This is a genomic window from Mesorhizobium sp. USDA 3734, from assembly GCF_056279665.1.
The window spans coordinates 5617567-5643380 of the sequence record NZ_JBWCCW010000001.1 but is presented as its reverse complement, the minus strand read 5'-3'; the positions used below and the strand labels follow the sequence as shown (position 1 = coordinate 5643380).

26 protein-coding genes are annotated in these 25814 nt (G+C 58.0%); 18 read left to right on the top strand and 8 right to left on the bottom strand.

The genetic code is table 11. The features are described from left to right. Window positions 1-4: 4 nt before the first annotated feature. Window positions 5-790 carry an SDR family oxidoreductase gene (locus ACZ89F_RS27055; protein WP_476095080.1) on the bottom strand — a complete coding sequence of 262 codons (786 nt, stop codon included), beginning with the start codon at window positions 788-790 and terminating at the stop codon, window positions 5-7. Window positions 791-883: 93 nt separating this feature from the next. Here ACZ89F_RS27055 and ACZ89F_RS27050 point away from each other — a divergent pair, with 93 nt between their 5' ends. Next, window positions 884-1741: a LysR family transcriptional regulator gene (locus ACZ89F_RS27050; RefSeq protein ID WP_476095079.1), complete on the top strand. Its 858-nt coding sequence runs from the start codon at window positions 884-886 to the stop codon at window positions 1739-1741. Between the two features lie 15 nt (window positions 1742-1756). On the opposite strand, the gene thrB is transcribed toward ACZ89F_RS27050, so the two are convergent. Continuing rightward, window positions 1757-2731 carry a homoserine kinase gene (thrB, locus tag ACZ89F_RS27045; RefSeq protein WP_476095078.1) on the bottom strand — a complete coding sequence of 325 codons (975 nt, stop codon included), beginning with the start codon at window positions 2729-2731 and terminating at the stop codon, window positions 1757-1759. Window positions 2732-3064: 333 nt separating this feature from the next. Here thrB and ACZ89F_RS27040 point away from each other — a divergent pair, with 333 nt between their 5' ends. The 17 genes from ACZ89F_RS27040 (at window position 3065) to aldA (ending at window position 18060) form a co-directional block, all read left to right on the top strand. Continuing rightward, window positions 3065-4267 carry a pyridoxal phosphate-dependent aminotransferase gene (locus ACZ89F_RS27040; RefSeq protein WP_476095077.1) on the top strand — a complete coding sequence of 401 codons (1203 nt, stop codon included), beginning with the start codon at window positions 3065-3067 and terminating at the stop codon, window positions 4265-4267. Window positions 4268-4296: 29 nt separating this feature from the next. Then, entirely contained in the window at window positions 4297-4722 is a 426-nt protein-coding gene (locus ACZ89F_RS27035) for a Rid family hydrolase (protein ID WP_476095076.1), read from the top strand. Between the two features lie 235 nt (window positions 4723-4957). Then, complete coding sequence (locus ACZ89F_RS27030) at window positions 4958-5695, top strand: SDR family NAD(P)-dependent oxidoreductase (protein ID WP_476095075.1); 738 nt, start codon at window positions 4958-4960, stop codon at window positions 5693-5695. 27 nt (window positions 5696-5722) lie between these two features. Then, window positions 5723-6508 (top strand): SDR family NAD(P)-dependent oxidoreductase, encoded by a 786-nt coding sequence (locus tag ACZ89F_RS27025; protein ID WP_476095074.1) that lies wholly within the window; start codon window positions 5723-5725, stop codon window positions 6506-6508. A gap of 31 nt (window positions 6509-6539) precedes the next feature. Further along, entirely contained in the window at window positions 6540-7628 is a 1089-nt protein-coding gene (locus ACZ89F_RS27020) for an LLM class flavin-dependent oxidoreductase (protein WP_476095073.1), read from the top strand. 25 nt (window positions 7629-7653) lie between these two features. Beyond that, the gene (locus tag ACZ89F_RS27015; protein WP_476095072.1) at window positions 7654-8415 is read left to right on the top strand and encodes an SDR family NAD(P)-dependent oxidoreductase; all 762 of its coding nucleotides are present in this window, start codon (window positions 7654-7656) and stop codon (window positions 8413-8415) included. A gap of 92 nt (window positions 8416-8507) precedes the next feature. Then, entirely contained in the window at window positions 8508-9383 is an 876-nt protein-coding gene (gene ehuB, locus ACZ89F_RS27010; RefSeq protein WP_476095071.1) for an ectoine/hydroxyectoine ABC transporter substrate-binding protein EhuB, read from the top strand. 66 nt (window positions 9384-9449) lie between these two features. Next, a complete protein-coding gene (gene ehuC, locus ACZ89F_RS27005; protein ID WP_476095070.1) occupies window positions 9450-10133 on the top strand; it encodes an ectoine/hydroxyectoine ABC transporter permease subunit EhuC in 684 nt (227 codons plus the stop codon). After that, window positions 10126-10818 carry an ectoine/hydroxyectoine ABC transporter permease subunit EhuD gene (gene ehuD / locus ACZ89F_RS27000; RefSeq protein ID WP_476095069.1) on the top strand — a complete coding sequence of 231 codons (693 nt, stop codon included), beginning with the start codon at window positions 10126-10128 and terminating at the stop codon, window positions 10816-10818. The genes ehuC and ehuD overlap by 8 nt, the downstream gene beginning before the upstream one ends. Then, window positions 10815-11696 carry an ectoine/hydroxyectoine ABC transporter ATP-binding protein EhuA gene (gene ehuA, locus ACZ89F_RS26995; RefSeq protein WP_476095068.1) on the top strand — a complete coding sequence of 294 codons (882 nt, stop codon included), beginning with the start codon at window positions 10815-10817 and terminating at the stop codon, window positions 11694-11696. Before ehuD ends, ehuA begins: the two co-directional genes overlap by 4 nt. Before the next feature lie 69 nt (window positions 11697-11765). After that, entirely contained in the window at window positions 11766-12473 is a 708-nt protein-coding gene (locus ACZ89F_RS26990) for an SDR family NAD(P)-dependent oxidoreductase (protein WP_476095067.1), read from the top strand. A 30-nt stretch (window positions 12474-12503) separates the two neighbouring features. Continuing rightward, window positions 12504-13271 (top strand): SDR family NAD(P)-dependent oxidoreductase, encoded by a 768-nt coding sequence (locus tag ACZ89F_RS26985; protein WP_476095066.1) that lies wholly within the window; start codon window positions 12504-12506, stop codon window positions 13269-13271. Window positions 13272-13370: 99 nt separating this feature from the next. Further along, window positions 13371-14432: an LLM class flavin-dependent oxidoreductase gene (locus ACZ89F_RS26980; RefSeq protein WP_476095065.1), complete on the top strand. Its 1062-nt coding sequence runs from the start codon at window positions 13371-13373 to the stop codon at window positions 14430-14432. 224 nt (window positions 14433-14656) lie between these two features. Continuing rightward, window positions 14657-15172, top strand: coding sequence for a flavin reductase family protein (locus ACZ89F_RS26975; RefSeq protein ID WP_476095064.1), 516 nt, complete (start codon window positions 14657-14659; stop codon window positions 15170-15172). A 57-nt stretch (window positions 15173-15229) separates the two neighbouring features. Further along, on the top strand, window positions 15230-15583 hold the full coding sequence (locus ACZ89F_RS26970) for a VOC family protein (RefSeq protein WP_476095063.1): 354 nt from the start codon (window positions 15230-15232) through the stop codon (window positions 15581-15583). A 37-nt stretch (window positions 15584-15620) separates the two neighbouring features. Continuing rightward, the gene (locus ACZ89F_RS26965; protein WP_476095062.1) at window positions 15621-16547 is read left to right on the top strand and encodes a dihydrodipicolinate synthase family protein; all 927 of its coding nucleotides are present in this window, start codon (window positions 15621-15623) and stop codon (window positions 16545-16547) included. Between the two features lie 58 nt (window positions 16548-16605). After that, window positions 16606-18060 carry an aldehyde dehydrogenase gene (aldA, locus tag ACZ89F_RS26960; RefSeq protein ID WP_476095061.1) on the top strand — a complete coding sequence of 485 codons (1455 nt, stop codon included), beginning with the start codon at window positions 16606-16608 and terminating at the stop codon, window positions 18058-18060. A gap of 320 nt (window positions 18061-18380) precedes the next feature. Here aldA and ACZ89F_RS26955 read toward each other — a convergent pair whose 3' ends face one another. The 6 genes from ACZ89F_RS26955 to ACZ89F_RS26930 form a co-directional block, all read right to left on the bottom strand. Then, a complete protein-coding gene (locus ACZ89F_RS26955; RefSeq protein WP_476095060.1) occupies window positions 18381-19721 on the bottom strand; it encodes an NAD(P)/FAD-dependent oxidoreductase in 1341 nt (446 codons plus the stop codon). Between the two features lie 128 nt (window positions 19722-19849). Then, a complete protein-coding gene (locus tag ACZ89F_RS26950; protein WP_476095059.1) occupies window positions 19850-20602 on the bottom strand; it encodes an amino acid ABC transporter ATP-binding protein in 753 nt (250 codons plus the stop codon). Window positions 20603-20615: 13 nt separating this feature from the next. Then, on the bottom strand, window positions 20616-21689 hold the full coding sequence (locus ACZ89F_RS26945) for an amino acid ABC transporter permease (RefSeq protein ID WP_476095058.1): 1074 nt from the start codon (window positions 21687-21689) through the stop codon (window positions 20616-20618). A gap of 10 nt (window positions 21690-21699) precedes the next feature. Next, entirely contained in the window at window positions 21700-22860 is a 1161-nt protein-coding gene (locus ACZ89F_RS26940; protein WP_476095057.1) for an amino acid ABC transporter permease, read from the bottom strand. 83 nt (window positions 22861-22943) lie between these two features. Next, window positions 22944-23990, bottom strand: a complete 1047-nt coding sequence (locus tag ACZ89F_RS26935) for an amino acid ABC transporter substrate-binding protein (RefSeq protein WP_476095056.1) — start codon at window positions 23988-23990, stop codon at window positions 22944-22946. Between the two features lie 80 nt (window positions 23991-24070). After that, window positions 24071-24871: an aspartate/glutamate racemase family protein gene (locus ACZ89F_RS26930; RefSeq protein WP_476095055.1), complete on the bottom strand. Its 801-nt coding sequence runs from the start codon at window positions 24869-24871 to the stop codon at window positions 24071-24073. Window positions 24872-25814: the final 943 nt, after the last annotated feature.

The window sequence follows — 25814 nt, the reverse complement described above, 5'->3', positions numbered from 1 at the left end:
ATGGTCAAATACTTGGAATGAGGCCGCCATCGATGCGAATGACGGAGCCGGTAACGTAAGATGCGCGTTCAGAAGCAAGGAACGTGACGACATCCGCATACTCTTGCGGGTTGCCGTATCGTTCCAGTGGGATCGAGGCCTCGCTTTGCGCGGAAATCTCACCGACACTCCGTCCCTCGCGCTTTGCCCTTTGCTCGTCGAGGAAAGCGATTCGGGAGGTGGCAATTCGGCCCGGCAACACGATGTTGGATGTGATCCCATCCCGACCAACTTCACCAGCCAGCGTCTTCGACCAACCGACCAGTGACAATCGAAGCGCATTCGAGAGACCGAGATTGGGAATTGGCGCAACGATACCGGATGAGGTCGAGGTGATAATGCGGCCCCATCGCCGCGATCGCATGCCGGGCAGCACCGCGTCGGTGATCGCCACGACGGACAGAACCATGGAATCGAAATGTTTGCGCCACACCGCCGGTTCCTGACCGGAAACGGGCGTGGGAGGGGGGCCGCCGGTGATGTTCACCAGCACATCGACGCCTCCCAAATGTTGTTCCACCAGCGAAATGTTCGGCGCAATTGCAGTAAGGTCCGCCAAATCCCATGCGAGCGCGAGTGAATGGCCTCCGGCCTCGCGGATCGAGGCAACGGTCTGGTCCGCGGCCTCCTTCGAGATATCGCCCACGGCAACCTTTGCACCTTCCAGCGAAAGACATCGCGCAATAGCGCTGCCCAGTCCGCCGCCACCGCCGAGCACCAGCGCGGCCTTGCCTGTCAATCCCAAATCCAAGACCGTTCTCCCTTGGCTGCACGTTGGCAATATCGCACCGTGCGTGTCAAAAGAAAATGTGGGATATTGTGGTTTCAATCGATAGGAAAACCAATGGATACAAAGTTCCTTGAAACGTTGGTAAACGTTGTGCGCGAAGGATCGTTCGCAGAAGCCGCTCGCAGGCTTGATCTCACTCCTGCCGCAGTGGCGCAGCGTATTCATGCGCTCGAGCAGGAAATAGGCGCTTCGCTGGTCACGCGAGCGGGGCGCCGGGTTGTCGCAACGGCCGCTGGCGCAGTTGTTGCAGCGCGCGCGCCGCAGTTGCTCGCGGAATTGGGAGCCTTGAGCGTAGTGGCCGGGGATGGGCAGCCGCGGGGCGAAATGCGTATTGGCGCCATATCGAGCGCAATCACCGGTATGATGCCATCGATCCTCAAGAAGTTGGTCAAGACGTATCCTGCCATTGATGTATATCTGGTGCCGGGAACGTCTCCCGAACTCTATGATCAGGTTCTAGGGGGAGAGCTCGACGTCGCGGTGATCGTGCAGCCGCCCTTCCGATATTCCAAATCGTTCAGTTGGACGACCGTGCGAAGCGAGCCGTTCGTTCTGCTGGTTCCAGAAACGGTTGAGGGAAATGCGTTTGACATCATCCGCAGTCACCCCTTCATACGCTATGACCGGCGATATTGGGGTGGTCGCCTGGTGGATAGATACCTGCGTTCCCAGCGGATAGCCACGCGCGACCGCTTCGAACTCGACTCCATTGAGGCGATCGCAGTCATGGTGGATAGCGAGCTTGGCGTAGCAATAGTTCCCGATTGGGCGGAACCGTGGCCATCCGGGCTGTGCATCAAGAAGATACCGTTGCCCAAACCCGCACCGGTTCGACAGATAGGACTGCTTTGGCTCCGGAGCTCACCGCGCATATCTGTTGTCGACGCCTTCCGCGCAATAGCGACGGCATGATTGTCGATAGCGCTTTCAGGCATCTTCCAGCGATAGGCCGTAGTTCTCCGGGGACCGAACCTGCCGATGAAAGCGGAGGCGGTGAAGGAATTCGCGGGGATCGCGCTTTTGAACCAATGGGCCGTCTGGAATGAACAGCCAGTCATGAAGGCGGGTCAGGAGAAAGCGAAGTGCTGATCCCCGGGCCAAAAATGGCAACGCCGCGCGCTCGCTTTCGGCCAGCGGCCGCACAGCCTGGTATCCATCGAGAAACGACCTGCAGTTCGACAAAACAAAAGACGAGTTCTCGTCGAAGCACCAAGCGTTGATGCAGGTTGCGACATCATAGGCGTACATTTCTCGGCATGAGAAATAGAAGTCGATCACGCCCACCAGGGTTTGGTCATGGAAAAAGACGTTGTCCGGGAAGAAGTCGCCATGGATGATGCCACGGGGTAAGTCGCGTGGCCACGCGCATCGTAATATCCTGAACTCGTCTTCGACCTCGGCGGCGATCCCGGCTTGCAGTTCGTCCGCTCGTTCGCGCGACTTGTCCCAAAGCGCTTCCCATCCCGATATCGACAGGTCGTTCTCGCGACTCAAGGTGCAGTCGGCCGCAGCCACGTGAATTGTCGCCAACGCTCTTCCTGCCTGGTAGCAGTGGGCAGCGACTGGACGACGGAGGGACCGACCCGCGACAAAAGTCGTGAGTGCGGCCGGGCGGCCGGCGAGCCGACTAATTAGCGCGCCATCGTGGCGTGGCACCGGCAATGGACAAGGAATGCCCTTCTGCCAAAGATGCTGCATCAGCCCCAGAAAAAATGGCAAGTCTCTTTCGTCTGTTCTTTTCTCGTAAATTGTCAATATGATCTTGGCGTTGCTCGTATAAATAAAGAAGTTCGAATTTTCGGACCCTTCCGCAATTCCGTCATAGGAAACCAATTCTCCGACATCATACTCAGATATTAGGGAACGCAACTCCTTATCAGAGATATTTGTGTAGACAGCCATCAGTGTTGTTACCCGTATCGCCAAGGCGGTTTGCTACGAAACGTTCGTGAGCCCCAATTGATGGCGGGCGAAATATACGTTCCTACGTCGCCGCCGCTTTTCGAAATGGATGGCGTACGGTGTCGATGTCAAGTCTCTTGGGCAATAACGGGAATGAAGCTCGGGTCCGATCGGTCGCCTGGCGATTCACCGGAGAGCATGAAATTCACTCCCGTCAGAATATACAAAATATGAAATCCGAAGCAACATGCACTGAGGTTTTCTATTTTCTTGTTCTCGGACACGGTAGATCGAACGCGGCTGCGCGCCGTCATCCTGATCGGAGCAACGACCGTGAACATACTATCGAACAAGCTCGATGCGGTGCAAGCTTCGTCAACCATAGTTATCACGCGCAGAGCGATGGAACTCAGGCAAGCGGGGAGGGATGTGATCAGCCTGTCGCAGGGCGAACCCGATTTTGACACTCCGGCGCATATCAAGGCTGCAGCCAAGGCAGCCATCGACCGTGGGGAAACGAAGTACACAACCGTTGACGGCACGGATGAGCTGAAATCGGCAATCGTGGCAAAGTTTGCCAGAGAGAATGGCCTGAACTACCGGCCATCCCAAATCAGTGTCGGGACTGGTGGCAAGCAGGTCATTTTCAATGCACTCGTCGCATCGCTCGATCCTGGCGACGAAGTGATCATTTCGGCGCCCTTCTGGGTATCATATCCAGACATGGTGCGGCTGGCGGGTGGAAAACCCGTAGTTGTGAGTTGTGGCGAGGAAACTGGCTTCAAGCTGATGGCGTCGCAACTGCGGAACGCGATCACATCGCGCACGAAATGGCTTGTGCTGAACTCTCCGAGCAACCCGACTGGCGTCGGCTACAGCGCGTCGGATCTTCGTCAGCTTGGCGAGGTCCTTCTCGAGCACCCCGGTGTCCATGTGCTGACGGACGATATGTATGAGCACATACGCTACGATGGTTGGCGCTTCTCCACCATTGCCTCGGTGGTTCCGGAACTCGCCGAACGCACGCTGACCTGCAATGGAGTTTCGAAGGCCTTCGCGATGACCGGTTGGCGTATTGGTTATGCCGGCGGGCCGGAACCGCTGATCAAGGCGATGGCTACAATCCAATCACAAAGCACGACAAATCCGAGCTCGATTTCCCAGGCGGCCGCGGTCGCGGGGCTAAACGGGCCGCTTGATTTCCTCGATGAGCGCAACGCGGTCTTCTCGGGGCGCCGAGACATGTGCCTTGACTTCTTTGATCGTACCGATGGGTTGAACTGCATCACTCCGGAAGGTGCCTTCTATCTCTTCCCCTCCTGCAAGGAGCTGTTTGGCAGGCGAGCGCCGGACGGCAAGGAGATAAACACCTCCGGAGATCTGGCTGCTTATCTCCTGGAGCAGGCCAACGTCGCGGTCGTTCCGGGTTCTGCCTTTGGGCTCGAAGGCTACTTCAGGATTTCCTTTGCGACGGCGACGGAACGCTTGCGCACGGCCTGTGAACGAATTGGCGCGGCCTGCGTCAGCTTGAAATGAGTCGATTGTCATCATTGAGGATTTTTGCCATGACAGCCCAAAGAAGTCGCGTGAAGAGCGGCAGCAAGTTTGAGGATCTCTACAAGTACTCGAGGATACTGAGCGTTGATGGGTGGATATACTCATCGAACACGTCTGGCAGGAATTTTGCGACGCGCGAGATGGCTGAAGACGCAGTGGCACAGACTGAGCAGTCCCTGAAAACATTGAACGCGGCATTGGCCGCGGTTGGCGCCGACCTTGGCGACGTGGTCCAGTTCGGCATCTGCATCTCCGAGAGAGACCATCTCGACGATGTCATGAAGACGATAGCCGGGCACGTCGCCGGCAACGATCCCACCCACACAATCCATATCGGGCCGCTGCCGCAACCGGAGATGAAGGTCGAGCTTTCCATTGTAGCGAAGGTTCGAGACCGATCGGTTGAGGACGAGGTGATACGGATCACAATCTGACAGGTCGCGCCTTTCGCGCCTCCAACGCAACTATCAGGCGGCCCGGAAGGATCATCCTTCCGGGCCGCTTTGCTGGGCGGCGGCCTGCGCACGAAGGCAAGGATGGGGTTGAGATTAGCGTGGCTAATGCATCGGCGCTGCGCTTAGTCCCTCCTGTCGGCAAATTAGAACTCATCGTTTGCTTGTTTCGGAGGGTTTCAGTCTGCTGTCGATCATAGCCGAATGAGGAACTGACATGGAAATGAATGGTAAGAACGTGGTCGTGACCGGTGCTGCCGGGGGGCTTGGGAGTGCCATCTCTCTGACCCTGAGCAAGCAGGGCGCCGGCGTTGCGGTGTTGGATGTCAACAAGGATGGCGCGCAGGCCATCGTCGACAAGATCGTTGCTGCCGGCGGCAAAGCGGTTCCGATCGTTGGCGATCTAACCACGCGTGAAGGAGCACATGGTCTCTTTGGCAAGGCAGTGGAAGCATTCGGCGAAATCCACGGCTTGGTGAACAACGCCGGCATCTATCCGCGGCGGCCGATCTTCGAGATCACTGACGACGAATGGAACGCCAGCCTGTCGGTCAACGTCCGTGGCCTCTATCATATGACGGTCGCCGCGATCGAACACATGCGGCCCCGTCGTGACGGACGCATCGTCAACATAGCTTCGATCGATGCCTTCAAGGCGCACCCCAAGAACAGCCACTACGCCGCGACGAAAGCGGCCGTGGTGAGCCTGACGAAGACCTTCGGCCTGGAGGCTGCGCCGCTCAACATTCTGGTCAATGCGGTAGCGCCGGGACCGATCGCCACGGAAACGGCGAAGAAGATGGGCTTCCTTCCGTCGATCGAGGCCGAAACCCCACTTGGCCGCGCGGCGGAGCCAGAAGATATCGCGGAGCTGATCCTTTTCCTCGTCTCGAACCGCAATCGCTACATGGTGGGCGAAACAGTGGTCGCGGCTGGCGGCTACTACATCCCCTGATGCAGCCACGCCCGGCGGTGCTTCCGCGTGAGCATTGCAGGGCTCGATGAAATCCGAGGATTGAAAGGCTCATCTCCGATGAACGGATCGAATGTTATCATTACGGGCGCTGCCAAAGGAATTGGTAAAGCCACCGCCAAGATGATGGCAAGCAGGGGCGCAGGTGTCGCTATCGCCGATATCAACGGCGAGGCCGCGGAAATTACGGCAAAGGAGATACGCGACGCGGGCGGGAACGCCGTTGCCATCTTCGGTGACATAACGACGCGCGATTCCGCACAAGCCATCTTTGATCGCGCCGTCGCCCGCCTCGGAAAGATGGACGTGCTGGTCAACAATGCAGGCATTTACCCACGCCTGCCGATCCTGAAAATTACCGACGCCGATTGGAACGCAAGCTTCGCCGTCAACGTACGTGGCCTCTACAACATGATGGTTGCGGCCGTCGAGCACATGACGGAGCGCAAGAGCGGCCGGATCGTCAACATCGCGTCCATCGACGCTTTCAAGCCTCACCCGAAGAATTGTCACTACGCCGCGATGAAGGCCGCGGTGGTCAGCTTGACCAAGTCGTTCGGGCTCGAGGTCGCGCCGTTGGGGATTCTCGTCAACGGCGTTGCGCCGGGCGGTCCGATCTCCACGGACACAGCGCTCAACGCCGGCTGGCTACCTTCGATCGTTGAGGATACGCCGATCGGCTTCACGGCAGCCCCTGAAGATATCTCGGAAGTGATCTGTTTCGTCGCTTCGCAAGCTAACCGCTTCATGGTGGGCGAAACAGTCGTGATTTCAGGCGGCTACTACATTCCCTAGCAGTTACCCCAAGAAGATTGGAATCTCGAAAATGAAATTTGGTCTTTTCAACCTAATGTCGTACCAGGATAATCCTGGTGGCGTGGGCGGAATCATATCGAATACCCGCGACATGGTCGCAACGGCAGAGCAGATCGGCTTCGATATTGCTTGGTTTGCCGAGCATCATTTCACGAACTACTCGATCAGCGTCTCGCCTCTCATGATGTGCGCGCATTTTGCAGGCCTGACCAAGAAGATCAGGCTGGGCGCCGGCGTCGTGGTGCTTCCGCTTTACCACCCAATGCGCGTTGCACAGGAGATTGGCCTGGTCGATCAACTGAGCGACGGACGGCTGGTTCTGGGCGTGGGTACCGGCTATCAGCATTACGAGTTTGATCATTTCAATGCGCCGATTGATGAAAAGACCGATGTATTCCTCGAGTACTGGTCGATTCTTCAGCAGGCGGCCGAACACGGCGAAGCCACTCTAAATGGCAAATACATCAAGTCTGACAAAACGGTCTTCACAGTACGGCCTGTCAGGAAGCAGTTGCCCGAGCTCTTCATCACGACCGTAGCCCCGCGCATCATGGAGCCGCTGTGCAAACTCGGTGCCACGCCATTTTTCACGGCAGGATGGAGAGGCAGCAACGCACTTTTCGAAATGGTCGACAATGGCCGCAAGGTCTGGGATTCCGTCGGACTATCCGGCGAGCCAATGCCGGTCGCCTTGCAGCAGTACATTCACGTCACCGACAGCGCTCAGGAAGCCTTGGAGGCAGCGGAGCGCGCCCGCTTTGTTGGCCGGATGGTGGCGGCTCTCCGCCAGCCCAACGTGCAGACCAGCGGCACCTTCCTGAAGGTCGGCCCGCTGCCCGACGAGCCTCCGTTGGAGACTTTCCGCGACAACCTGATTATCGGTGATCCGCATCACGTTGCAATGCGCATGGCCGAAGAAATCCGGCGCCTCAATCCCGTTCACTACAACTGCTTCTTCCAGTTCGGCGACATGCCGATTGCCCGGGCATTGAAGTCGCTGGAGCGCTTCGGCTCGGAAGTTCTCCCCTTGCTGGAGAAGGAAGTTGGTCCGCTCGACAAGATCGGCATGTATCCATCCACCGCCAAGGCTGCCGAATAATTCGCGAGCAGGAAGAGCATCGACAATGACCAAACGACTTCAAGACAAGATTGCCGTCATCTCCGGCGCTGGCGCGGGCATAGGAAAGGGAATTGCGACCTGTTTCGCGCAGCAGGGCGCAAAACTTGTCCTGACCGATTTGAAGCAAGGATCTCTCGACGCGGCAGTCGCCGAGATGAAGGCTATTGGAGCGGATGCCGTCGGACTGATCGCGGACGCAAGCTCGAACGAAGGCATTTCCGCCACGTTCGACAAGGCACGGGAAACCTTTGGCCGGATCGACATTCTCGTCAACAATGCCGGAGTGCCGGATTACTGGAAGACCCTCGTCGAACTCAGCGATGAGGATTGGCAGAGAAATATCGGCATCAACATGACCGGGCCGTTTCGCGCCTGCCGGGCTGTCGTGCCCATCATGATCGAACAGGGCGGCGGGATCATCGTGAACATCGCGTCCATCTCCGCCTTGCGCGGCGGCCGTTCAGGCTTGGCCTACACGGTGGCGAAACACGGCATCATCGGACTGACCAAGGCCGTTGCCGTCGAGTACGGCGATAAGGGTATCCGTTGTAACTGCATTTCACCGGGGTCGGTCATCACCAGTCTTTCGAGCATGGACGGCATGTCGGAAGAGGGCTTGAAGATCCGCGAGAAGGGGATCGTAACGCGTCCGCCTCGCGCTGTGCCCGCCGATATCGCGCCGGCAGTGCTCTTTCTTGCCTCCGATGACGGCCACTACATCAATGGCACCAACCTCGTCGCCGATGCCGGTTGGACAGCCTGGTAGCTGCCCAATCAATTTAATTTCAATCAGGAGGAAGCACACCAAAAGTACGGAAATGAGCAGAAACTAACCAAATAAGTAAAAGGGGAACAAAAATGACCATCTTCTCATGCCGCAATATCGCTACCGCAACGATCGCAGCTCTGGCAGCAAGCCTTTTCGGCCAAGCCGCGTCGGCAATCACGGTGGAAGAAGCAAAGTCGCAAGGGTATGTTCGCGCCGCGATCCACAACGAACCGCCTTACGCATACATGAACATGGAAGGCAAAGCGGTTGGCATCGGTCCGGAAACTGTGTCCGCCGTGCTCAAGCGCATGGGCATTCCGGACGTCGTCTGGGTCGTTACACCCTTCAGCACGCTTATCCCTGGCATGAATGCCGGCCGGTGGGATATCGTGGCCGCGCAGCAGACAATTTTCCCGGCAAGATGCCAGCAAGTATCTTTCGCGGAACCAACGAATGCAGCCCTCGAGACCTTGCTCGTCAAGAAGGGAAATCCAAAGAACATCCATGGCTACGATGATGTCGCCTCGAACAATGACGTGAAGATCGCCACCGTCAGCGGTACGACTGAACTGAATTATCTTCACGCCTACAAAGTGCCCGAGGACCGCATTACGATCATTGCAAATCATGCGGACGGAGCCGAGTTGGTCATGTCTGGTCGCGCGGACGCATATACGATGGAAGAGCCGTCTGCGGCACTGCTGCTGTCGAGCGGCAATGTCCACGATCTCGAAATGGCCAAGCCGTTTAGGCTGCCCGTCGTTGACGGCAAGGAAGTCATCAGCTTCGGCGCCACGACTTTCCGCAAGCAGGACAAGGAATTCCTTGACGCTTACAACAAGGAGCTGAAGGCTTTCGTGGCGACGCCGGAATTCATGGCTATCCAGACCAGCCACGGCTTCAGTGAAGAGGGTGTAAAAAAAGCCCTCGCGACGACGGCGGAGAGCCGCTGCAACGCGAAATAAGGCCGCACCACCGCCCCCGCGGGAATTCCTGCGGGGGCTTTCGATCGCAAGACGAGGAGCGGCTGCATGGAAGCAGTACTGAGCAACTTCGAGTTTTTGGCCGTTGGCGCGAAAGCCACGGTAACCGTGGCGGTTATTTCATTCGGCCTGACACTGATTTTCGCCTTCGCCGCCGGAATATGCCGGTCAATGAAGGTTCCTGTTCTGGACGCCATTGCCCGGATCTACGTGGAGATATTCCGCGGTACGTCTCTGCTGGTCCAACTGTTCTGGATTTACTACTCGTTGCCGACAATCGGGATAACGATTTCACCAATGGTTGCGGGCTGCCTCGCGATCGGTCTCAACTCCGGCGCTTATGGCAGCGAGATCGTTCGCGGTGCCATTCGATCTGTGTCTGCATCGCAACTTGAAGCTGCAACGGCCCTCAATTTTGGCCGGATCCATACGATGCGCAAGATCATCTTGCCTCAAGCGCTGCCGGAGATGGTGCCGCCATTCGGCAACCTCGCGGTCATGGTTCTCAAGGACACCTCGCTCATATCGATGATTTCGATCATCGATATTGCGTTCCGCGCCCAGCAACTCAGGACAATCACATATGACAGCGCCCGAATCTATCTGGTCAGTCTGGTGATGTATTTCGCGTTTTCGCTTTGCATCCTCTTCGTGACCAAGCTTATCGAGCATTATTCGAAGCCGAAGTTCCGCAGGGCAAGATTTCTGGGTCTTGGGGTGAGCCATGGATGAAATTCTCAAAATAGACACCAGTTCGACTCAATCTTTTATCCTCTCGACGTTGCCTTTGCTGCTTCGGGGATTGCGGGTTACCATCGCTGCCGCGCTGTTGGGCTTCGTCATTGCTGTTGTCCTCGGGCTGATGTTTTCCATTTTGATGCGATCGAGATCGCGGCTCATTACATGGCCGATCGGCTTCTTTTTGGAGTTCGTCCGGGATACTCCCCTCCTTATACAGTTGTTTTTCATATATTATATCCTTCCGAGCTACGGGATCATGGCGCCTGCTTTTCTGACCGGTGCGATTGCTATCGGTATTCAGTACAGCGCCTATATGGCCGAGGTGTACCGGGCCGGAATCGAAGCTGTAGAGCGCGGACAATGGGAGGCGGCAACGGCGCTCAACTTTAGCCGGAGCCGCACCTACCTCAGAGTTATCATTCCTCAGGTGATACCGAGGATCGTTCCCGCGACGGGAAATTATCTTGTCAGTATCCTGAAGGAAACACCCATACTTTCGACTATCTCGGTTCTAGAGATGCTAAATTACGCTGTCATCGTGGGCGATCGGACTTACCAATATACGATCCCACTTAGCTTGGCCGGCATGCTGATGCTTATCGTAACGAGTGTCTTTTCCTATCTGATACGCTTCGTAGAATCCTCTATTCCCAAGACAGGAGTTAGGCTCCGTTGAACGACATCATCGAATTCAAGAACGTTTCAAAATCTTTCGGGGCCCTGAAGGTCCTCGAAGACTTCAACTTCAAGGTCCGCAAGGGTGAGAAAGTGACCCTTATTGGGCCGAGCGGCTCAGGTAAGTCGACGGTCCTGAGGATTCTCATGACGCTAGAACCCTTTCAGGACGGCTCGATCACAATCGATGGCGTTTCCTATCATCAACCAGGTGGGAAGGGGCCTTTCAAGGCGAGTGCAAAGCACCTCTTTGGCGTTCGGAAACGGGTGGGCATGCTCTTTCAGCAGTTCAATCTATTCCCTCATATGACGGTATTGCGAAACGTCACGGAGGCGCCCGTCAGTGTCCTGAAATTGTCACGCCAGGATGCCGAAGAGCGAGCAATGGAATTGCTGCGCATGGTCGGTCTGGAGGATAAGGCCTCGCAGTTCCCGGCGCAGCTTTCCGGGGGGCAGCAGCAGCGTGTTGCCATTGCGCGCGCCCTCGCGATGCGACCCAGCGTCCTCCTGTTCGATGAGCCGACCAGTGCTCTCGACCCGGAGTTGGTGGGCGAAGTGCTGAACGTCATACGCAAACTTGCTGCCGAGCATGATCTCACAATGCTTATGGTCACGCATGAGATGCGCTTCGCACGCGAGATATCCGATCGTGTGTGCATGTTCGATCGCGGCAGGATTGTGGAGCAGGGGCCGCCTTCGGAGCTCCTTGTGCGTCCCAACCATCCTCGCACGTTCGCCTTTCTGGGCGCTGTGCTGCGGCCAGACGACCAACCTTCGGAGGCGCAGCCGACGCAGGATGCAGCGGCTGCCGAAGGCAAGAATTCATTCGGCGACACGATCGGCAAACAGTTTTCGCCGCCGGACAAGATGGCTAGCTGAGCGTGGAAACCGACAGACAAGGATCCTTGAACTATGAACCAATATCAGCTTTCCGGGCAGGTCGCGATCGTGACCGGCGGCAGCGGTGGAATAGGCAAAGCCACTGCGAAGCGGCTCTCGGCTGCGGGGGCTCATGTCATATTGTGGGACATTGACAAGGAGGCTCTCGCGGCTGCCGCCAAGGAGGTGCCAGGCGCCATCATCGAGACGGTCGACATCCTGGATGAACACTCGGTCGCGGCGGCAGCAGATGCGGCAGCAGAGAAATTCGGACGCGTCGACATTCTGGTTAACAGCGTCGGTGCTGAAGCGCCGCGCGCCACCGTCATGGATTACCCAGTCTCACAATGGCGGCGGGCCATCGAGATCAATCTCGTAGGCACCTTCATGGCCTGCAAGTTCGTCATTCCCAAGATGCAGTCGCGCGACTATGGGCGCGTCGTCACCATTTCGTCGACTGCTGGAAAGGATGGCAACCCGCTTGATTCGCCGTACTCCGCCGCGAAGGCCGGAGTGATGGGCTTCACCAAAAGCCTTGGCAAGGAACTGGCCGCTACAGGTATCCGGGTCAATTGCGTGTGCCCCGCAGCGCTCGAAAGCCCGCTCTTCAGCCGCCTTCCTCCGGAGCAGCAACAGTTTTCAATCGGCAAGATACCAATGGGCCGCTTAGGGCGTGTCGACGAGATCGCCGCGCTGATCATGTGGCTCTGCACCGAGGATTGTTCGTTTTCGACTGGCGCCGTCTTCGACGCTTCAGGTGGCCGTTCGACCTACTGAGACATCCAAAAAAGGGAGAGCATTTTACAGATGACTGACATGAAGGAAGCGGCGGCGCTGGTGACAGGGGGCGGCACCGGCATCGGACGCGCTACCGCGCTGGCTCTGGTTGACGCCGGCGTTCGCGCCATGACCATCAGCTTCGCCAGTTCAGATAGTGATGCCCGCGCCACGGCTGATGAGTTGGAGCGACGCGGTGCACAGGTCGTCGTCGTGCGTGCTGACGTCCGGTCGGCTGAAGACATCGCAGGCATGATCGCGGCAGGCGAGGAGGCCTTCGGGCGTCTCGACATTCTCGTGAACAATGCCGGCATGACGCGCTACGTAGACTTGAAGGATCTCGATGGCATGACCGACGAGATTTGGGATGTCGTGCTCGACACCAATCTGCGCGGGGCGTTCAAGTGCTGTCGCGCCGCAGCGCCACTGTTGAGGAAAACGGCGGGCACAATCGTCAACGTGGCTTCCATCGCCGGTATGCGCGGCGCGGGCTCCTCCATTGCGTACTCAGTGTCGAAGGCGGGCGTCATACAGCTCACCCGCGTGCTGGCGGTCGCGCTCGCGCCGGAGATCAGGGTGAACAGCGTGTCGCCGGGCATGGTGCGTACAAATTGGATTGAACGCGGCGGCGGTCGCGTCAGCACCGATGATGAGGCAGTCGAGGTTTCCGGGGCGACGCCTCTCAATAAAGTCGCGGAGGCGAGCGACGTCGCGGAGGTCATCATGGGGCTGGTGCGCAGCAAAGCCGTGACAGGCGAGAATATCGTTGTCGATGGCGGGAAAAGCTTAACCTACTAAGGCCAGGTATACCGTTGGGAGGACAAGAACACATGGTACCGAAGCTAACATTGAGTGCGATGTCGCAAGGCGTGCGCCTTACCAAGAGCTAGGTCTGACATGAAGCTCGGCCTGTTCAATCTTATGGGACTGTATGACCATAATACGTCGCCGACAGCGGTAGTCGAAACCACGATCGAATCCGTCAAAATGGCTGAAGACTTCGGTTTCGACATCGCCTGGTTCGCGGAACATCACTTCACCAATCATTCGATCTGCCCGTCCTCGCTCCTGATGGTTTCCAGATGCATCTCGGAAACCAAACGGATAAGGCTCGGGCCGGCGGTTCTCGCTCTTCCATTCTACAACCCCTTGCGGATCGTCCAGGAGGTGGCGTTTGCAGCGCTGCTCGCCGGCGGCCGCCTGGTGCTCGGCCTGGGATCTGGCTACCAACCCTACGAGTTCGACCGCTTTGGTACCGATATCGCCAACAAGACGGAGTTGATGCTCGAAGCCTGGGACATCATCGAGCAGGGACTGGCCAACGGATTCGTCGAGTTCGAAGGACAATTTCACCATATCCGGCACACCGAGTTACCGATGACGCCCTTCGGGCTTACGCTGCCGGAAATGTTCATTGCGGGGAGCGATCCACGTGTCGTGGCGCGTGCAGCGCAGCGGAAATACACGCCATTCATGAGCTTTGGACATCGCGGTCTGGCTCCGGCGGTCGCGTTTCGCGAAAGGCTGACGGAGCTCTGGGAAGTAGGAGGCGGTGATGTCGCGACCATGCCTCTCGGCGTTCAAAGATACATCTACGTAACCGATGATCCCGAGGAAGCGCAGCACGCGGCACGTTGCGTGCGCAATCTCGCGCGCGCCTCGATCAACTTGAATACGGCGCAGCCGACCAAGGATGGTGTGTTTCTGCATCTGATGCCTCTCAATGACGAGCCGCCTCTGGACGACTTCATGGACAACGCCATCATTGGCCCAGCAGGCTTGTGTGCCGAAAAACTTCACCGGGAAATCGATGCGTTACGACCAACGCATCTTTCATGCTTCATGGGATTCGCGGGGGTCGGCCGCTCCGAGACGCTTGCGTCCATGGAGCGGTTTGGATGCGACGTGATTCCCCAGCTTGGCGATCTGGTCGAGCCGGCGCCCGGCTACGACACATGAAACTTGTGGCATGCCGGGTAGCGGCGCTGTCGTCGTTCCACGGGTATGGACGTAAGTCCGACTGTCTTACATTAGTATAACTAATCACTCGGATACGCATAACGCCAATTCAGCTCCTCGTTAGAATTGCCCGTTTGCATCAATCGCCACTCCGAAACAAGTATTCGACACGGGGTTATTCAGCCCATTGGCAGAGGCTCGATGGAAGAGGATGTCAGGTCGCTATGTACGCCACGAAACTCAGGGCTGAAACTATGATGATCGATCCGATCGATTTTCGCGCCGCGATGCGTGAAATGGCGGGGGCGGTTTCGATTGTCGCAGCAGGCTGCGGCGGTCGTCGTCGCGGCATGACTGCCACTGCGGTCTGCTCCCTCTCCGCGCAGCCGCCGGCGCTGCTCGTCTGCATCAACAAGGATACCGAGTGTCACAAAGCGATACTCGAACATGGCGCCTTCAGCGTGAACGTGCTCGGAGCCGATGCCGAAGATCTGGCAAACCGCTTTGCAGGACGAGACGGCAGCCGCGGGCTGGATCGCTTCACCGCTGGTCGCTGGGGCGTCCTGTCTACTGGTGCGCCCGTGTTGGAGGATGCGGTTTCGGTTTTCGACTGCACTCTGCGGCAGTCGTTTGACGGTGGATCGCACTCTGTATTCATCGGCGATGTCGCTTCAGTTGCCGCTCAGCCTGGGCAGGCCGCCCTGGTCTATCGAGGCGGCCGCTTCGCGGCCGTAGACTAGCGGCGTAGTGCCGTGCGGTCGCGAGAAACGTATGTTCCTTCCAACGCGGAGAATGAGATGACACAGGGAGCGCGGCTTCAGAATGTGTTCTATCGCGTGGCGGATATGGGGCGGGCGCGCAGCTTCTATGAAGGCCTCCTGGAGCCCGAGCTGAAATTCGCTGATGGTGAGAAATGGGTGCAGTACAAATCCGGCACTGCCGGATTTGCGCTTGCAGCTCCGTCCGAAGCTCATCCATCGATGGCGGGTGCCGCCATCGTTTTCGAGGTGCAGGAACTCGAAACCAGCCGCCAAATCGTCGCCCAGGCTGGCGGCGCGATCCTCGGAGAGCGCGACATGGGTGATCACGGGGTGACGCTGATAGTGTCCGATCCCGATGGCAACATCGTCCATTTGTGGAAGCGTACCTGAGGCTCCCGGCAGTAAGTGGTATTGGAAGAGGCTTGGCGTGCAGATCGATCATGACACATCTGGCGTGTTTGCCATCGCGCCCACCCCGTTCGAGCCGAATGGCGACATCGATTTCGACTCGATCGATCGATTGGTCGATTTCTATGTTGAGGGCGGGTGTACGGGCATAACCGCATTGGGAATCCTGGGGGAAGCTCCGAAACTGGATGCTTCCGAAACGGCCACAGTCGCACGTCGGTTCATCCAGCGCTCGCCCATTCCGGTCGTGATCGGTGTATCGTCGCCGGGGCTGGCTTCCATTCGGACATTGACCCGACGCGTAATGGATGACGGGGCCGCGGGGGTGATGATCGCACCCCCTCCCGCGCTTCGCACAGACGACCAGATCGTTTCGTATTTTGCGGCAACCACCGAGGCGATCGGCGGTGACGTGCCGTGGGTCCTCCAGGACTATCCGCTGACACTGACCGTTGTCATGACCGTCGGGGTGATCGCGCGGATCGTTGCGGCCAATCCGTCTTGCGTCATGCTGAAGCATGAGGATTGGCCGGGCCTCGAGAAAATTTCGGCGCTGCGCACGTTGCAGCGGGAAGGCGCGTTGAGGCCGCTTTCAATCCTTTGCGGCAATGGCGGCATGTTCCTCGATTTCGAAATGGAACGGGGTGCGAATGGCGCCATGACCGGCTATGCCTTTCCCGACATGCTGGTCGACTTTGTGCGCCTGGCGACGCAAGGACAAAGAGAAGCAGCGCACGATCTCTTCGACGCGCACCTGCCGCTGATACGATACGAACATCAACAAGGCGTCGGGTTGGCCGTGCGCAAATATCTGTTGAAGCGCAGGGGAGTCATTCGCAATGACTCCATGCGATCTCCCGCCACGAAGATGTCTTTGGCCGCTGTGGATGAAGTTGAATACCTGCTTGCAAGAGCAGCAAGACATGACAGCCGTGCAACGTTGTGAGGCCGCGGTCTCTTCGGAAGTTTGTTTAATCAACCAATAGCGTAACGGGAGGTCAACTGTGTTTCAGAGTGGCAGCGCCATCGTGCCGAAACTCAACTACATTGACGGCCGGTTCGTCGAAGCCGAGGCTCCGCCGATCGACGTTATGAATCCCGCAACCGGGATGTTGCTGGGTCACGCCCCGAACAGTTCCACGGGACAGGTAGACGCGGCCGTCGCTGCCGCTCGTCGTGCGCAGCCCGGCTGGGAACGGTTGCCGGCAGTCGAGAGGGCGAAATATCTGCGAGCAATGGCCGCCAAGATTCGTGAGAAGCGTTCCAGCTTCGCAGACATAGTCATGCGTGAGCAGGGCAAGGTGCTGGCCCTCGCGCAGACTGAGGTCGACGCGACAGCCGACTATTTCGAATACATGGCGGAGTGGGCGCGTCGGATTGAGGGTGAGGTAATCAGTTCTGATCGACCCCGAGAGACGATTCTGCTGTTTCGCAAACCGCTCGGCGTCGTAGCCGGCATTCTGCCTTGGAACTTTCCTTTTTTCCTGATCGCGAGAAAGGTTGGTCCCGCGCTCATCACAGGCAACACAATCATCATCAAGCCGAGCGAGGAGACGCCGCTCAATGCCTTCATGTTCGCTGAGCTCCTGACCGAGATCGACATTCCGCCCGGGGTCGTCAACATCCTCGGTGGCACAGGCGCCTCGGCTGGCGCAGCTCTCGCCTCACATCCGGGTGTGGACATGGTGACGTTCACCGGCAGCGTCGCCACAGGGATCAAGATCATGGAAGCAGCAAGCCGCAATCTGACCCGGGTCAATCTGGAACTGGGCGGCAAGGCGCCAGCGATCGTGCTTGCGGATGCCGACCTCGATTTGGCCGCGAAAGCCATCTACGATTCTCGAGTCATCAATACCGGGCAGGTCTGCAACTGCGCCGAACGTGTCTACGTCGAGCGCGGTGTCCACGACGCGTTGGTTGCGAAACTGAAGTGCCTGTTTGAGCAAACCCGGTACGGAGATCCGTCGGTCGAAGACGATCTCCACATGGGCCCTCTGATCAACCAGAACGGGCTGGACAAGGTGAGAACCGCCGTTGAACGTGCGGTGTCGGAGGGTGCCACGGTCGTTACCGGCGGCAAGGTCGCTGACCGGCAGAGTGGCTACCACTACGAACCGACATTGTTGACCGGCGCCCGCCACGACATGGCCATCATGAGGACTGAGACGTTCGGGCCGGTCTTGCCGATCCAGGTCGTCGATTCAGTCGACGAGGCGATCACCCTCGCAAACGACTCCGACTACGGTCTGACGTCATCAATCTACACTTCCAACTTGAATTCTGCCTTGCAGGCTTGCCGAGAGCTTAGGTTTGGAGAAACCTACATCAATCGAGAGAATTTCGAAGCCATTCAGGCGTTTCACGCTGGACGCCGCAAGTCCGGTATAGGCGGTGCGGACGGAAAGCATGGTTTGTATGAATTTACCGAGACGCATGTCGTCTATCTGCAAGGGCAATAATCCATCAACTTCGCGTCGGTAGGTCTGGATCACCGGAAATTCCGCCTCCGAAGCGTGGAAAGCATTGCCTGACCAGACGAGCAACTGGTCAATGGCCGATGATGGAGACCATGCTGTAGGGGGCATTGCGCTCTCAGGCATCACTGTGCTCGTCGCGACAGGACTTCACCGTCCCAATCTCGAAAACGAGCTCGCCGAACTGGTGGGCGATCGCTGCCTCACAGGATGCCGTCGGCCCCACTACCGACCTGTTTGCACCCGAATGCGAAATCTGCTTCAAGGCAGGATATACTCGGATCAGCCCGACGTGCTCTCCTGTCTCAGGTCAGATTCAGGCGATCCTTCAGCCGGAAGAGCGGGAAGATATTGCGCCCAACCGCAGTCTTGGTCCCGTGCATCCAGATGGTGCGCACCCCCTCGACCACCTCGACAGGCACATCGTCAAGGCTACACCGTCCGCCGAAGAATTCGCCCATGAGCAGGCCGAGGTTTTGCATCAGCGACACGCCGCGCGTTGAACAGCCAAGGAGCGAAAAGACATTCGGCTTCAACCGTTGGATATGCGGTATATAGGCTTCCGTGATGCAGTTGTAACCTTCCCAATAGTCCTGGAATTCGATGTTCCGTCCCTTGAGTTGCGGAAACAGCGACAGCATTTTCCCGTGCGAATATTTGAGCCCATAGTTGCGAGGATTGATCGCTGAGACGAACACTGCCCCGCCCGCGACCAACCGCCCCTCAATATCGAGCCGCGCGAAGCCAGTGGCATCGCGCAGATCGGTGAAGCAATTCTTGTTGGGGACGACAATCTTCAAAAGATCGGGCGAGAGCGGGTGCGTTGCACAAGTATAGAGGTACAGTGTGATGATGCTTTTCGACAGTTTCGGGACCAGGTTGTCGGTATAGGCGTTGGTGGCAATCATCACATTGCCGGCCTGCACATGGCGGGTCGTACCCTCCACGCTTGCGGTTACCACGACCTTGCCCGGCGCTTCCTGATCGATCGCGATCACGCGCGTGCCCTCATAGATCCGTGCGCCCTCTTGTTCGGCGGCGCGGGCAAGGCCCTGGGAATGAGCGAAAGGATTGACCACTGCGCCGACCGGGTTCTTCCAGCCCGCGACATAGCCCGCCGCCCCGGTTTCGGCCGTAACCTGCTCTTCATCAAGCCATTCGACAGGTGCGCCAAAGGCTTTCCATTGGTCATAGGCCGTACGCACCTTGGCCAGCGAGGTTTTGGAATGCGCGGGCAGAGTCCAGCCATTCTGCAGATAGTCGCTTTGGATCCCATATTCGCGCACAAGCTCGGCCACACGGTTCGGCCCATCCGCGACTAGTGAATTCAACGCCTGTCCCTTGCGTGGTCCCAGATGCTTCTCCACCTGCTTGGGCGTCAAACCGTGAGGGTGATTTGGCACGGTATAACCGCCGGTGCGCCCCGATGCGCCGACGCCAACGATCCCGCCCTCCAGCACTACGACCCGTAACCCGGCCTTGGCGGCGCTTATCGCGGTCGTCAGGCCGCAAAAACCGCCGCCGACCACCACCAGATCCGCTGTTTCATCCTGAACGAGGGGACCACGCTGCACCCGCTTCTCCTTGCAGGTTCGCGTCCAGGCAACGCCCTTCATACTGGTGTCGATCCAATCGGCAGTGGACATTCTTAAGCCTCCAAAGTCCGGAGAAACGGCCCCAGTGCGATCAGGAGCCGTCGGGTTGATTGATATGACCCCTCGCGGCGCCATAATGGAATACGCACCATTGCGGCCATGCCCGTCTCCTCATGCACTCAACAATGCGTAAGAACCTGGGACAGGAAGTCGCGCGTGCGTTCCTGCTGCGGATTGTCGAAGAACATCGCAGGCGTGCCGGTTTCCACGATCATGCCTCGATCCATGAACATCACGCGGTCCGCAACCTGACGCGCGAAACCCATCTCATGGGTGGCGCAGATCATGGTCATGCCCTCCAGCGCCAGAGACACCATCACGTCGAGCACTTCCGAGACCATTTCCGGATCGAGCGACGAGGTCGGTTCGTCAAACAGCATAATGCTCGGCCGCATGCAGAGCGCGCGAGCGATGGCGACGCGCTGCTGCTGGCCGCCGGAAAGCTCCCCGGGGTACTTCATTGCCTGCTCGGGTATCCGCACCTTGCGCAGGAAATGCATGGCCTGTTCCTCGGCCTCGCCGCGCGCGATACCGCGCACCAGCATCGGCGCCAGAACGCAGTTTTCCAGAATGGTCATATGCGCGAACAGGTTGAAACTCTGAAAGACCATGCCCACTTCGCGGCGGATGTCGTCAATGTGGGATGTCTTGTTGTCGACCACGATGCCCAGAACCTTGATCGTGCCCGACTCGTGTTCCTCAAGGCGGTTGATGCAGCGGATCAGCGTGGATTTGCCTGAACCCGACGGACCGCAGATCACCACTTTCTCTCCTGCGGCAACTTGCAGCGATATATCGCGCAGCGCGTGATAGGTGCCGTAATACTTGTTCAACCGGTCGACGGTGATGGCAGGAGTTATGTTGGTGGTCATCTGCGGATTCTGCTCAAGGTTCGACTCGCATCCGGCGTTCCAGGTAGGCACCGTATCGCGAGAGGCTGAAGACGAAGACGAAGTAGACCAAGGCTATGAAGGCATAGACCTCGACATTGGCGAAAGACCATTCCCCCGATCCATAGGCGGCATTGCCCGAAGCCAGGAAGTCGAAGATGCCAACGATGATGACCAGCGCCACTTCCATGAAGCTAATCGCAAGCTGGCTTATGGTCGGCGGTAGGGCCCGGCGGAAGGCTTGGGGCAAGACAATCATGCGCATGCGCTGCCAATAGTGCAGGCCGAGCGCCTTGGCGGCCTCGTCCTGCCCCACCGGCAGCGACTGGATGCCCGAGCGGATGATCTCGGCCTGGTAGGCGGCGAAGAAGATCGACATACCGACGATCACGCGGATCAGCTTGGTCCCCAGCGCACCCGGAGCTATGATGGGCAGCACGACGGCCATCGTGTACAGGATCGTCACCAATGGCAGGGAACGCACAGTATCAATCAACAGTGCTGCCAGTTTGGACACCAGAGGCAGGGAAGAGCGGCGCATCAGCGCCAGCATAACTGCAAGTGGCATGCCGATGAGCACCGTCGCCACGTAGATGAAGATGGAAAGCGTCAGTCCGCCCCATTTTTCTTCGCCGACATAGTTGAGCCCAAGAATGCCACCGCGCATGAGCAACACGAAGATCGCAAAACCCAAAACCCACAACACCGTCAGGCGTAGCGCGGTCCAGAACTGCGGCAAGCAGGACAGCACGATGACGACAAGGAAGCCTCCGCAGGCCAACGCCGAACGCCAATGTTCCTCATGCGGGTAAAGGCCAAAGAACATGAGGCGCCAGCGCGCTGTGATCACGGCCCAGCAGGCGCCGGAGGCCACGCGGCATTCTTCCGGCGTGCCGGAGAAGACCGCGTCGATCACTGCCCACCGCAGTATGGATGAGAAGATCCAGACCGTCAGGGCGATGCCTACCAGGCTGACAAGTCCGGTCAACGGTGTGGGGAACATCCGGCGCTTGAGATAACCGACGACCAGGTTGCCGTTCACCGGGGCCGTCAGGGAAATATCGCTCATGATCATCCCTTCACTGGCGAAGCTGGCTGCCGCGCAGGGCGATACGCCGGTTGATGAAATTCATCATCGCAGCCAGCACGTTGTTCATGATCAGGAAGCTGGCCATCAGAATCCCGATCAGTTCCAGCGTCTGGCCGCTCTGGTTGATCGCCGTCGAGATGACCATGAACAGATCGGCAAAACCTACCGCGATGCCCAGAGTGGTGGCTTTCAGGAGCCAGACATACTGGTTGGTCAACGTTGGCAGCGCCATGCGCAACGCCAGCGGCAGGCGTATGCGCGTCAGGACCTGCCAAGGACTTAGGCCGAGCGCCTGGGCCGCCTCGACCTGCCCCTTGCTGACAGAGAGAAATCCCGCCCGGATGATCTCGCCCATGAAGGCACCGCCGTAAAGGGACATACCGGTCAGCAATGCGGCGAATTCCGGCGATACCTGGATGCCGCCCTGAAAGTTCAGTCCCTTTAGTTCGGCGAGCTGTACCAAAGGTTCTCCCGGCACCCGGCCCAACCACAGAACCACCAGCATCAGTACGGAGCCACAAACAAGGCTGCCGCGCACAAGTTTAGGCAGCGCCAGTCGGGCCGCCAGACTGCGGCGCGGGAAGAGCGCGAAGATGAGGGCGAGCATCAGACCGGCCAACAGGATCAGCCCGGCCGCCGCAGCCACCCCGGGCTCCAGATTGAGGCTCGGAATGAATATCCCGCGCGCCGACAGGACCACTACGCCCAGGGCAGTGATTGCCTGCTTCGGCTGCGGCAGATGGATAAAGACCGCATACCAGAAAAAAACCTGCAATATCAGAGGGACGTTGCGTACGAGCTCGACATAGCAAGTGCCCAGAAAAGACATCACCGGATTGTTCGAAATGCGCACGGTCGCCAGAATGACGCCAATGAGCGTGGCCAGCACAAGACCGATCAGTCCCAGGAACATGGTGTTCAGCAGACCGACCAGGATCACCCGCCAATAAGGATCGTTGATCGTGTAGGAGATCAGGCTGAATCCAATATCCCATCCGGTCGACCGTTCCAGAAATCCGAAACCGGAGGTGAGGCCTCGCTCTTCCAGAGAATGATGAACGCCATGCACCAACAGAACGCATACGACCATGATGCCAATGCCGATTGCGACCTGAAGCCAGAAGGCTCTCTGACGATGGATTGACAACATCCATGATACCTTGCTCGAGCGATACAATCGTCACGGCCCGCCGAAACGGGCCATGACTTTCCAAGAGAACTACTCGTGGGTGCTCAGTCCATCAGGATCGGCCAGAGTACCCCGCCATCCTTCCACAGCGCGCTCTTGCCCCGCTCCAGCTTGTAGGGCGATTTCTGGCCGAGATCCCGCTCCCAGACATCGGAATAGTTCCCGACATTCTTGATGACGTTATAGCCGAAATCGTCACTCAGACCGATCCGCGAGCCATAGCCGGGGGTGACGCCCAGCATCTTGGCAATGCCCGGTGAGGGCGGATTGGCTTTCATTTCGTCGACATTGGCCTGGGTCACGCCCGATTCCTCGGCGAAGAGCATCGTGGAAAGCGTGAAGTTGATTACTTTGAGCCAGCGGTCGTCCCCCTCGCGCACGACCATCGCGGTCGGGCCGGCGGCAAAAGTATCCGGTAGGATCACATGGTCATCGGGGTTGTTGGCCTTAAGCCGGGTCACCGCCAGTTGCACGTCCCATTCCGCGTAAGCGTCACAGCGCCCTGATAAATAGGCGGCCTGGGTTTCCTCGGTTTTTTCGGAGGCGATGATTTCCATCTTCACACCCATGCGTTTCAGATAGTCGGCAAGGAGTTTCTCGGTCGAAGTCCCGGACGGCACGCAGATCGAACCTCCGTTCAGATCCTTGACCGAAGTTGCTTTCAGTTCCTTGCGGACCATGATCTTCTGTGACGAGAAGACATAGATATTGCTGAATTGGACGCCTAGTTCGGCATCCCGACTGGCAGTCCAGTCCGAAGACTTGATGACCACGTCAAGCTCGCCCGATTGCAACATCGGCCAGCGTTGGGCCCAACTGATCGGGATGATGTTCAGATGCCCTTCGTAGTTACCGAAGATAGCGGTGGCGACGGCACGGCACAGGTCGATGTCAAGCCCCTTCCAGTTGCCCTTGTCATCCACCTCAGCCAAGCCGAGGTACGAGCCGTTGTGGCCTGTGCAGTTCAGTGCGCCGCGCGCTTTGACCGCGGCGAGTGTAGCGCTCTCAGCTGCGAGTGATGGCGAACTGATGGCGATGCCAAAAGCGCCGCCAATCAGGGCGCAGATAAGGTACTTTGCAAATCTAGACATGGTTACCCTCTGGAGTTGTTTTTAGTTGTTCTTTCAATCTGACTCATCCCGAAGCAGCCTTCTGAGCCGGATCTGTAGAGTCAGGCCTGTACAAGCCCGAGGCTGCGGCGCGCTCGCGCCAGATTTGCAGCTGCTGGTGGCCGCAATGCCAGGCGAGTGCTTTTGACAAGGCCTAGACTTTTCGCGATCTGCCCCATTGTTTCGGTGTATTTTAGAGCGACCGTCGCGGAATCGACCACAGGAACGCCGGTGCCGGACACCTCGGTGTAGCCGGCAGCCCGCAGCAGCGGGCCGTAGAAGGTGCAGCCAATCAGTATCACCTCGGCGCCGTCGCGGACGCATTCACGCGCCACCGCGTCGAAGCGCGGAATAACCTCGGCCCGAGCCCTGTCCTCGTCCACCGTGCTGAGCAGCATCGCCGCGTCCGATTCCGGGGTGATCGCGCGCACGGGCCGAACGATCGCTCGATCCGCCAGGCCATAGGCCCGAAGATCGCGCTCGATCGCGACGGTAGTCTTCTCGGAAACCGTAACGACGGCGAAGCGCCGCCCCATGGTCAGCGCCGCCAGCATCGATTGTTCACTGACCGATCCGACAGGGATGCTCAGAACTTCGCGTGCTTCCCACAGCGGATCGTTCCAACAGCCGATGAACACCGCATCGAAGCCCTCCGCCTCGGCCTGCAAGGCAGCTTCGACCACGAGAACCGAATTTAAGTGCTCTGCATAAAGCGAACGCAGGAAGTCACCACCCTGAGACAGAAACCGGAATTCCAGTTCTGTTTCGGGGTGCAGAACGGGCAGCACCATCTTGTTCAGCTTGGTATAAAGCGGCGCAAAGCTGTCATTCTGCGCTGTCGTGTTGATCCAACATATCCTCATGCTTTTCTCCTGCTAATGCGTAATTCGGCCCGGGCAAACGTTGAGGTCAGGCAGATTTTTCTACAACCGAAGAACTTGATGGCCTCGAACGTTCGACCAAGTTCAAAGCGTTGCGGTAGTCACCTATGCCAGAGGCGTGGCTTGGCTCGCAGTTCAAGCCGCGCGAACAGGGGGCGAGGTATGGCACGCAAAACACGGCGCTATGTCCTGTGGCTCCATCGGTCGCGCCCTGCTGACCGGCGACCGGGAAGGCGACACCGAGAATTCCTGACAGGGGGGAACCCTCTGCAGCGCTGCCTGGGGGATAGTCCAGGCCCGATAGTGGAATCTGACTGATTGACATCTTAGCTCATCGGAAGGGCAGGAATTTATGGCGTCAAAGCCATCGGACCGCAGGTCAATATTAGTCATGGAATAGAACCAAAAAAAAATGATCATTTGTATTTTCATGAGCTAGAAAAATCATCTTGTGGGCATCCGCCCGATAGAGAGTTTTTTGCGTTGGTGCAGTGGCTGAGTTGGCTGGAACAGCCTGCTTGCGGGCTGGCGTCGCTGTGCCGAACCTGATCAATATTGCCGGTCGGTCGAGCGGAAATCGCAGCCTGGTGTCTTTCATTGTTGGAAAGGATCGCCGGCAACTCATCCGCCGCGATTGTTTCTTTTTCGCAACCTGGCTAAAATCTTTGCCAATCAGAACTCGTCAAAGGTTTAGCTCAGGCGCTATTGCCATGGCGTAAGCTCTTGGTGAGTCGGTACGATGATTGCCGCGTGCTGTTAGTCGCCAGCACGTATCCGACCGACTTTCGGATTTTCCCTCGGATCGGGCCGCATTGGTGATCTCATTCGCCGCCCTAGCCCCACGATGACGATAGGTAGAAATGATGGTGCGCCCGGAAAAAGGAGAACCTCGAAGCGATAGAATGAGCTTGAAAGTTATCTTGAT

What these genes read in the sequence shown, in the direction of transcription:
- ACZ89F_RS27050 (WP_476095079.1), top strand. Translation starts at nt 884, where the DNA reads ATGGATACAAAGTTCCTTGAAACGTTGGTAAACGTTGTGCGCGAAGGA.
- thrB (WP_476095078.1), bottom strand. Translation starts at nt 2,731, where the DNA reads ATGGCTGTCTACACAAATATCTCTGATAAGGAGTTGCGTTCCCTAATA.
- ACZ89F_RS27035 (WP_476095076.1), top strand. Translation starts at nt 4,297, where the DNA reads ATGACAGCCCAAAGAAGTCGCGTGAAGAGCGGCAGCAAGTTTGAGGAT.
- ACZ89F_RS27030 (WP_476095075.1), top strand. Translation starts at nt 4,958, where the DNA reads ATGGAAATGAATGGTAAGAACGTGGTCGTGACCGGTGCTGCCGGGGGG.
- ACZ89F_RS27020 (WP_476095073.1), top strand. Translation starts at nt 6,540, where the DNA reads ATGAAATTTGGTCTTTTCAACCTAATGTCGTACCAGGATAATCCTGGT.
- ACZ89F_RS27015 (WP_476095072.1), top strand. Translation starts at nt 7,654, where the DNA reads ATGACCAAACGACTTCAAGACAAGATTGCCGTCATCTCCGGCGCTGGC.
- ehuB (WP_476095071.1), top strand. Translation starts at nt 8,508, where the DNA reads ATGACCATCTTCTCATGCCGCAATATCGCTACCGCAACGATCGCAGCT.
- ehuC (WP_476095070.1), top strand. Translation starts at nt 9,450, where the DNA reads ATGGAAGCAGTACTGAGCAACTTCGAGTTTTTGGCCGTTGGCGCGAAA.
- ehuD (WP_476095069.1), top strand. Translation starts at nt 10,126, where the DNA reads ATGGATGAAATTCTCAAAATAGACACCAGTTCGACTCAATCTTTTATC.
- ACZ89F_RS26985 (WP_476095066.1), top strand. Translation starts at nt 12,504, where the DNA reads ATGACTGACATGAAGGAAGCGGCGGCGCTGGTGACAGGGGGCGGCACC.
- ACZ89F_RS26980 (WP_476095065.1), top strand. Translation starts at nt 13,371, where the DNA reads ATGAAGCTCGGCCTGTTCAATCTTATGGGACTGTATGACCATAATACG.
- ACZ89F_RS26975 (WP_476095064.1), top strand. Translation starts at nt 14,657, where the DNA reads ATGTACGCCACGAAACTCAGGGCTGAAACTATGATGATCGATCCGATC.
- ACZ89F_RS26970 (WP_476095063.1), top strand. Translation starts at nt 15,230, where the DNA reads ATGACACAGGGAGCGCGGCTTCAGAATGTGTTCTATCGCGTGGCGGAT.
- ACZ89F_RS26955 (WP_476095060.1), bottom strand. Translation starts at nt 19,721, where the DNA reads ATGTCCACTGCCGATTGGATCGACACCAGTATGAAGGGCGTTGCCTGG.
- ACZ89F_RS26950 (WP_476095059.1), bottom strand. Translation starts at nt 20,602, where the DNA reads ATGACCACCAACATAACTCCTGCCATCACCGTCGACCGGTTGAACAAG.
- ACZ89F_RS26945 (WP_476095058.1), bottom strand. Translation starts at nt 21,689, where the DNA reads ATGAGCGATATTTCCCTGACGGCCCCGGTGAACGGCAACCTGGTCGTC.
- ACZ89F_RS26940 (WP_476095057.1), bottom strand. Translation starts at nt 22,860, where the DNA reads ATGTTGTCAATCCATCGTCAGAGAGCCTTCTGGCTTCAGGTCGCAATC.
- ACZ89F_RS26935 (WP_476095056.1), bottom strand. Translation starts at nt 23,990, where the DNA reads ATGTCTAGATTTGCAAAGTACCTTATCTGCGCCCTGATTGGCGGCGCT.
- ACZ89F_RS26930 (WP_476095055.1), bottom strand. Translation starts at nt 24,871, where the DNA reads ATGAGGATATGTTGGATCAACACGACAGCGCAGAATGACAGCTTTGCG.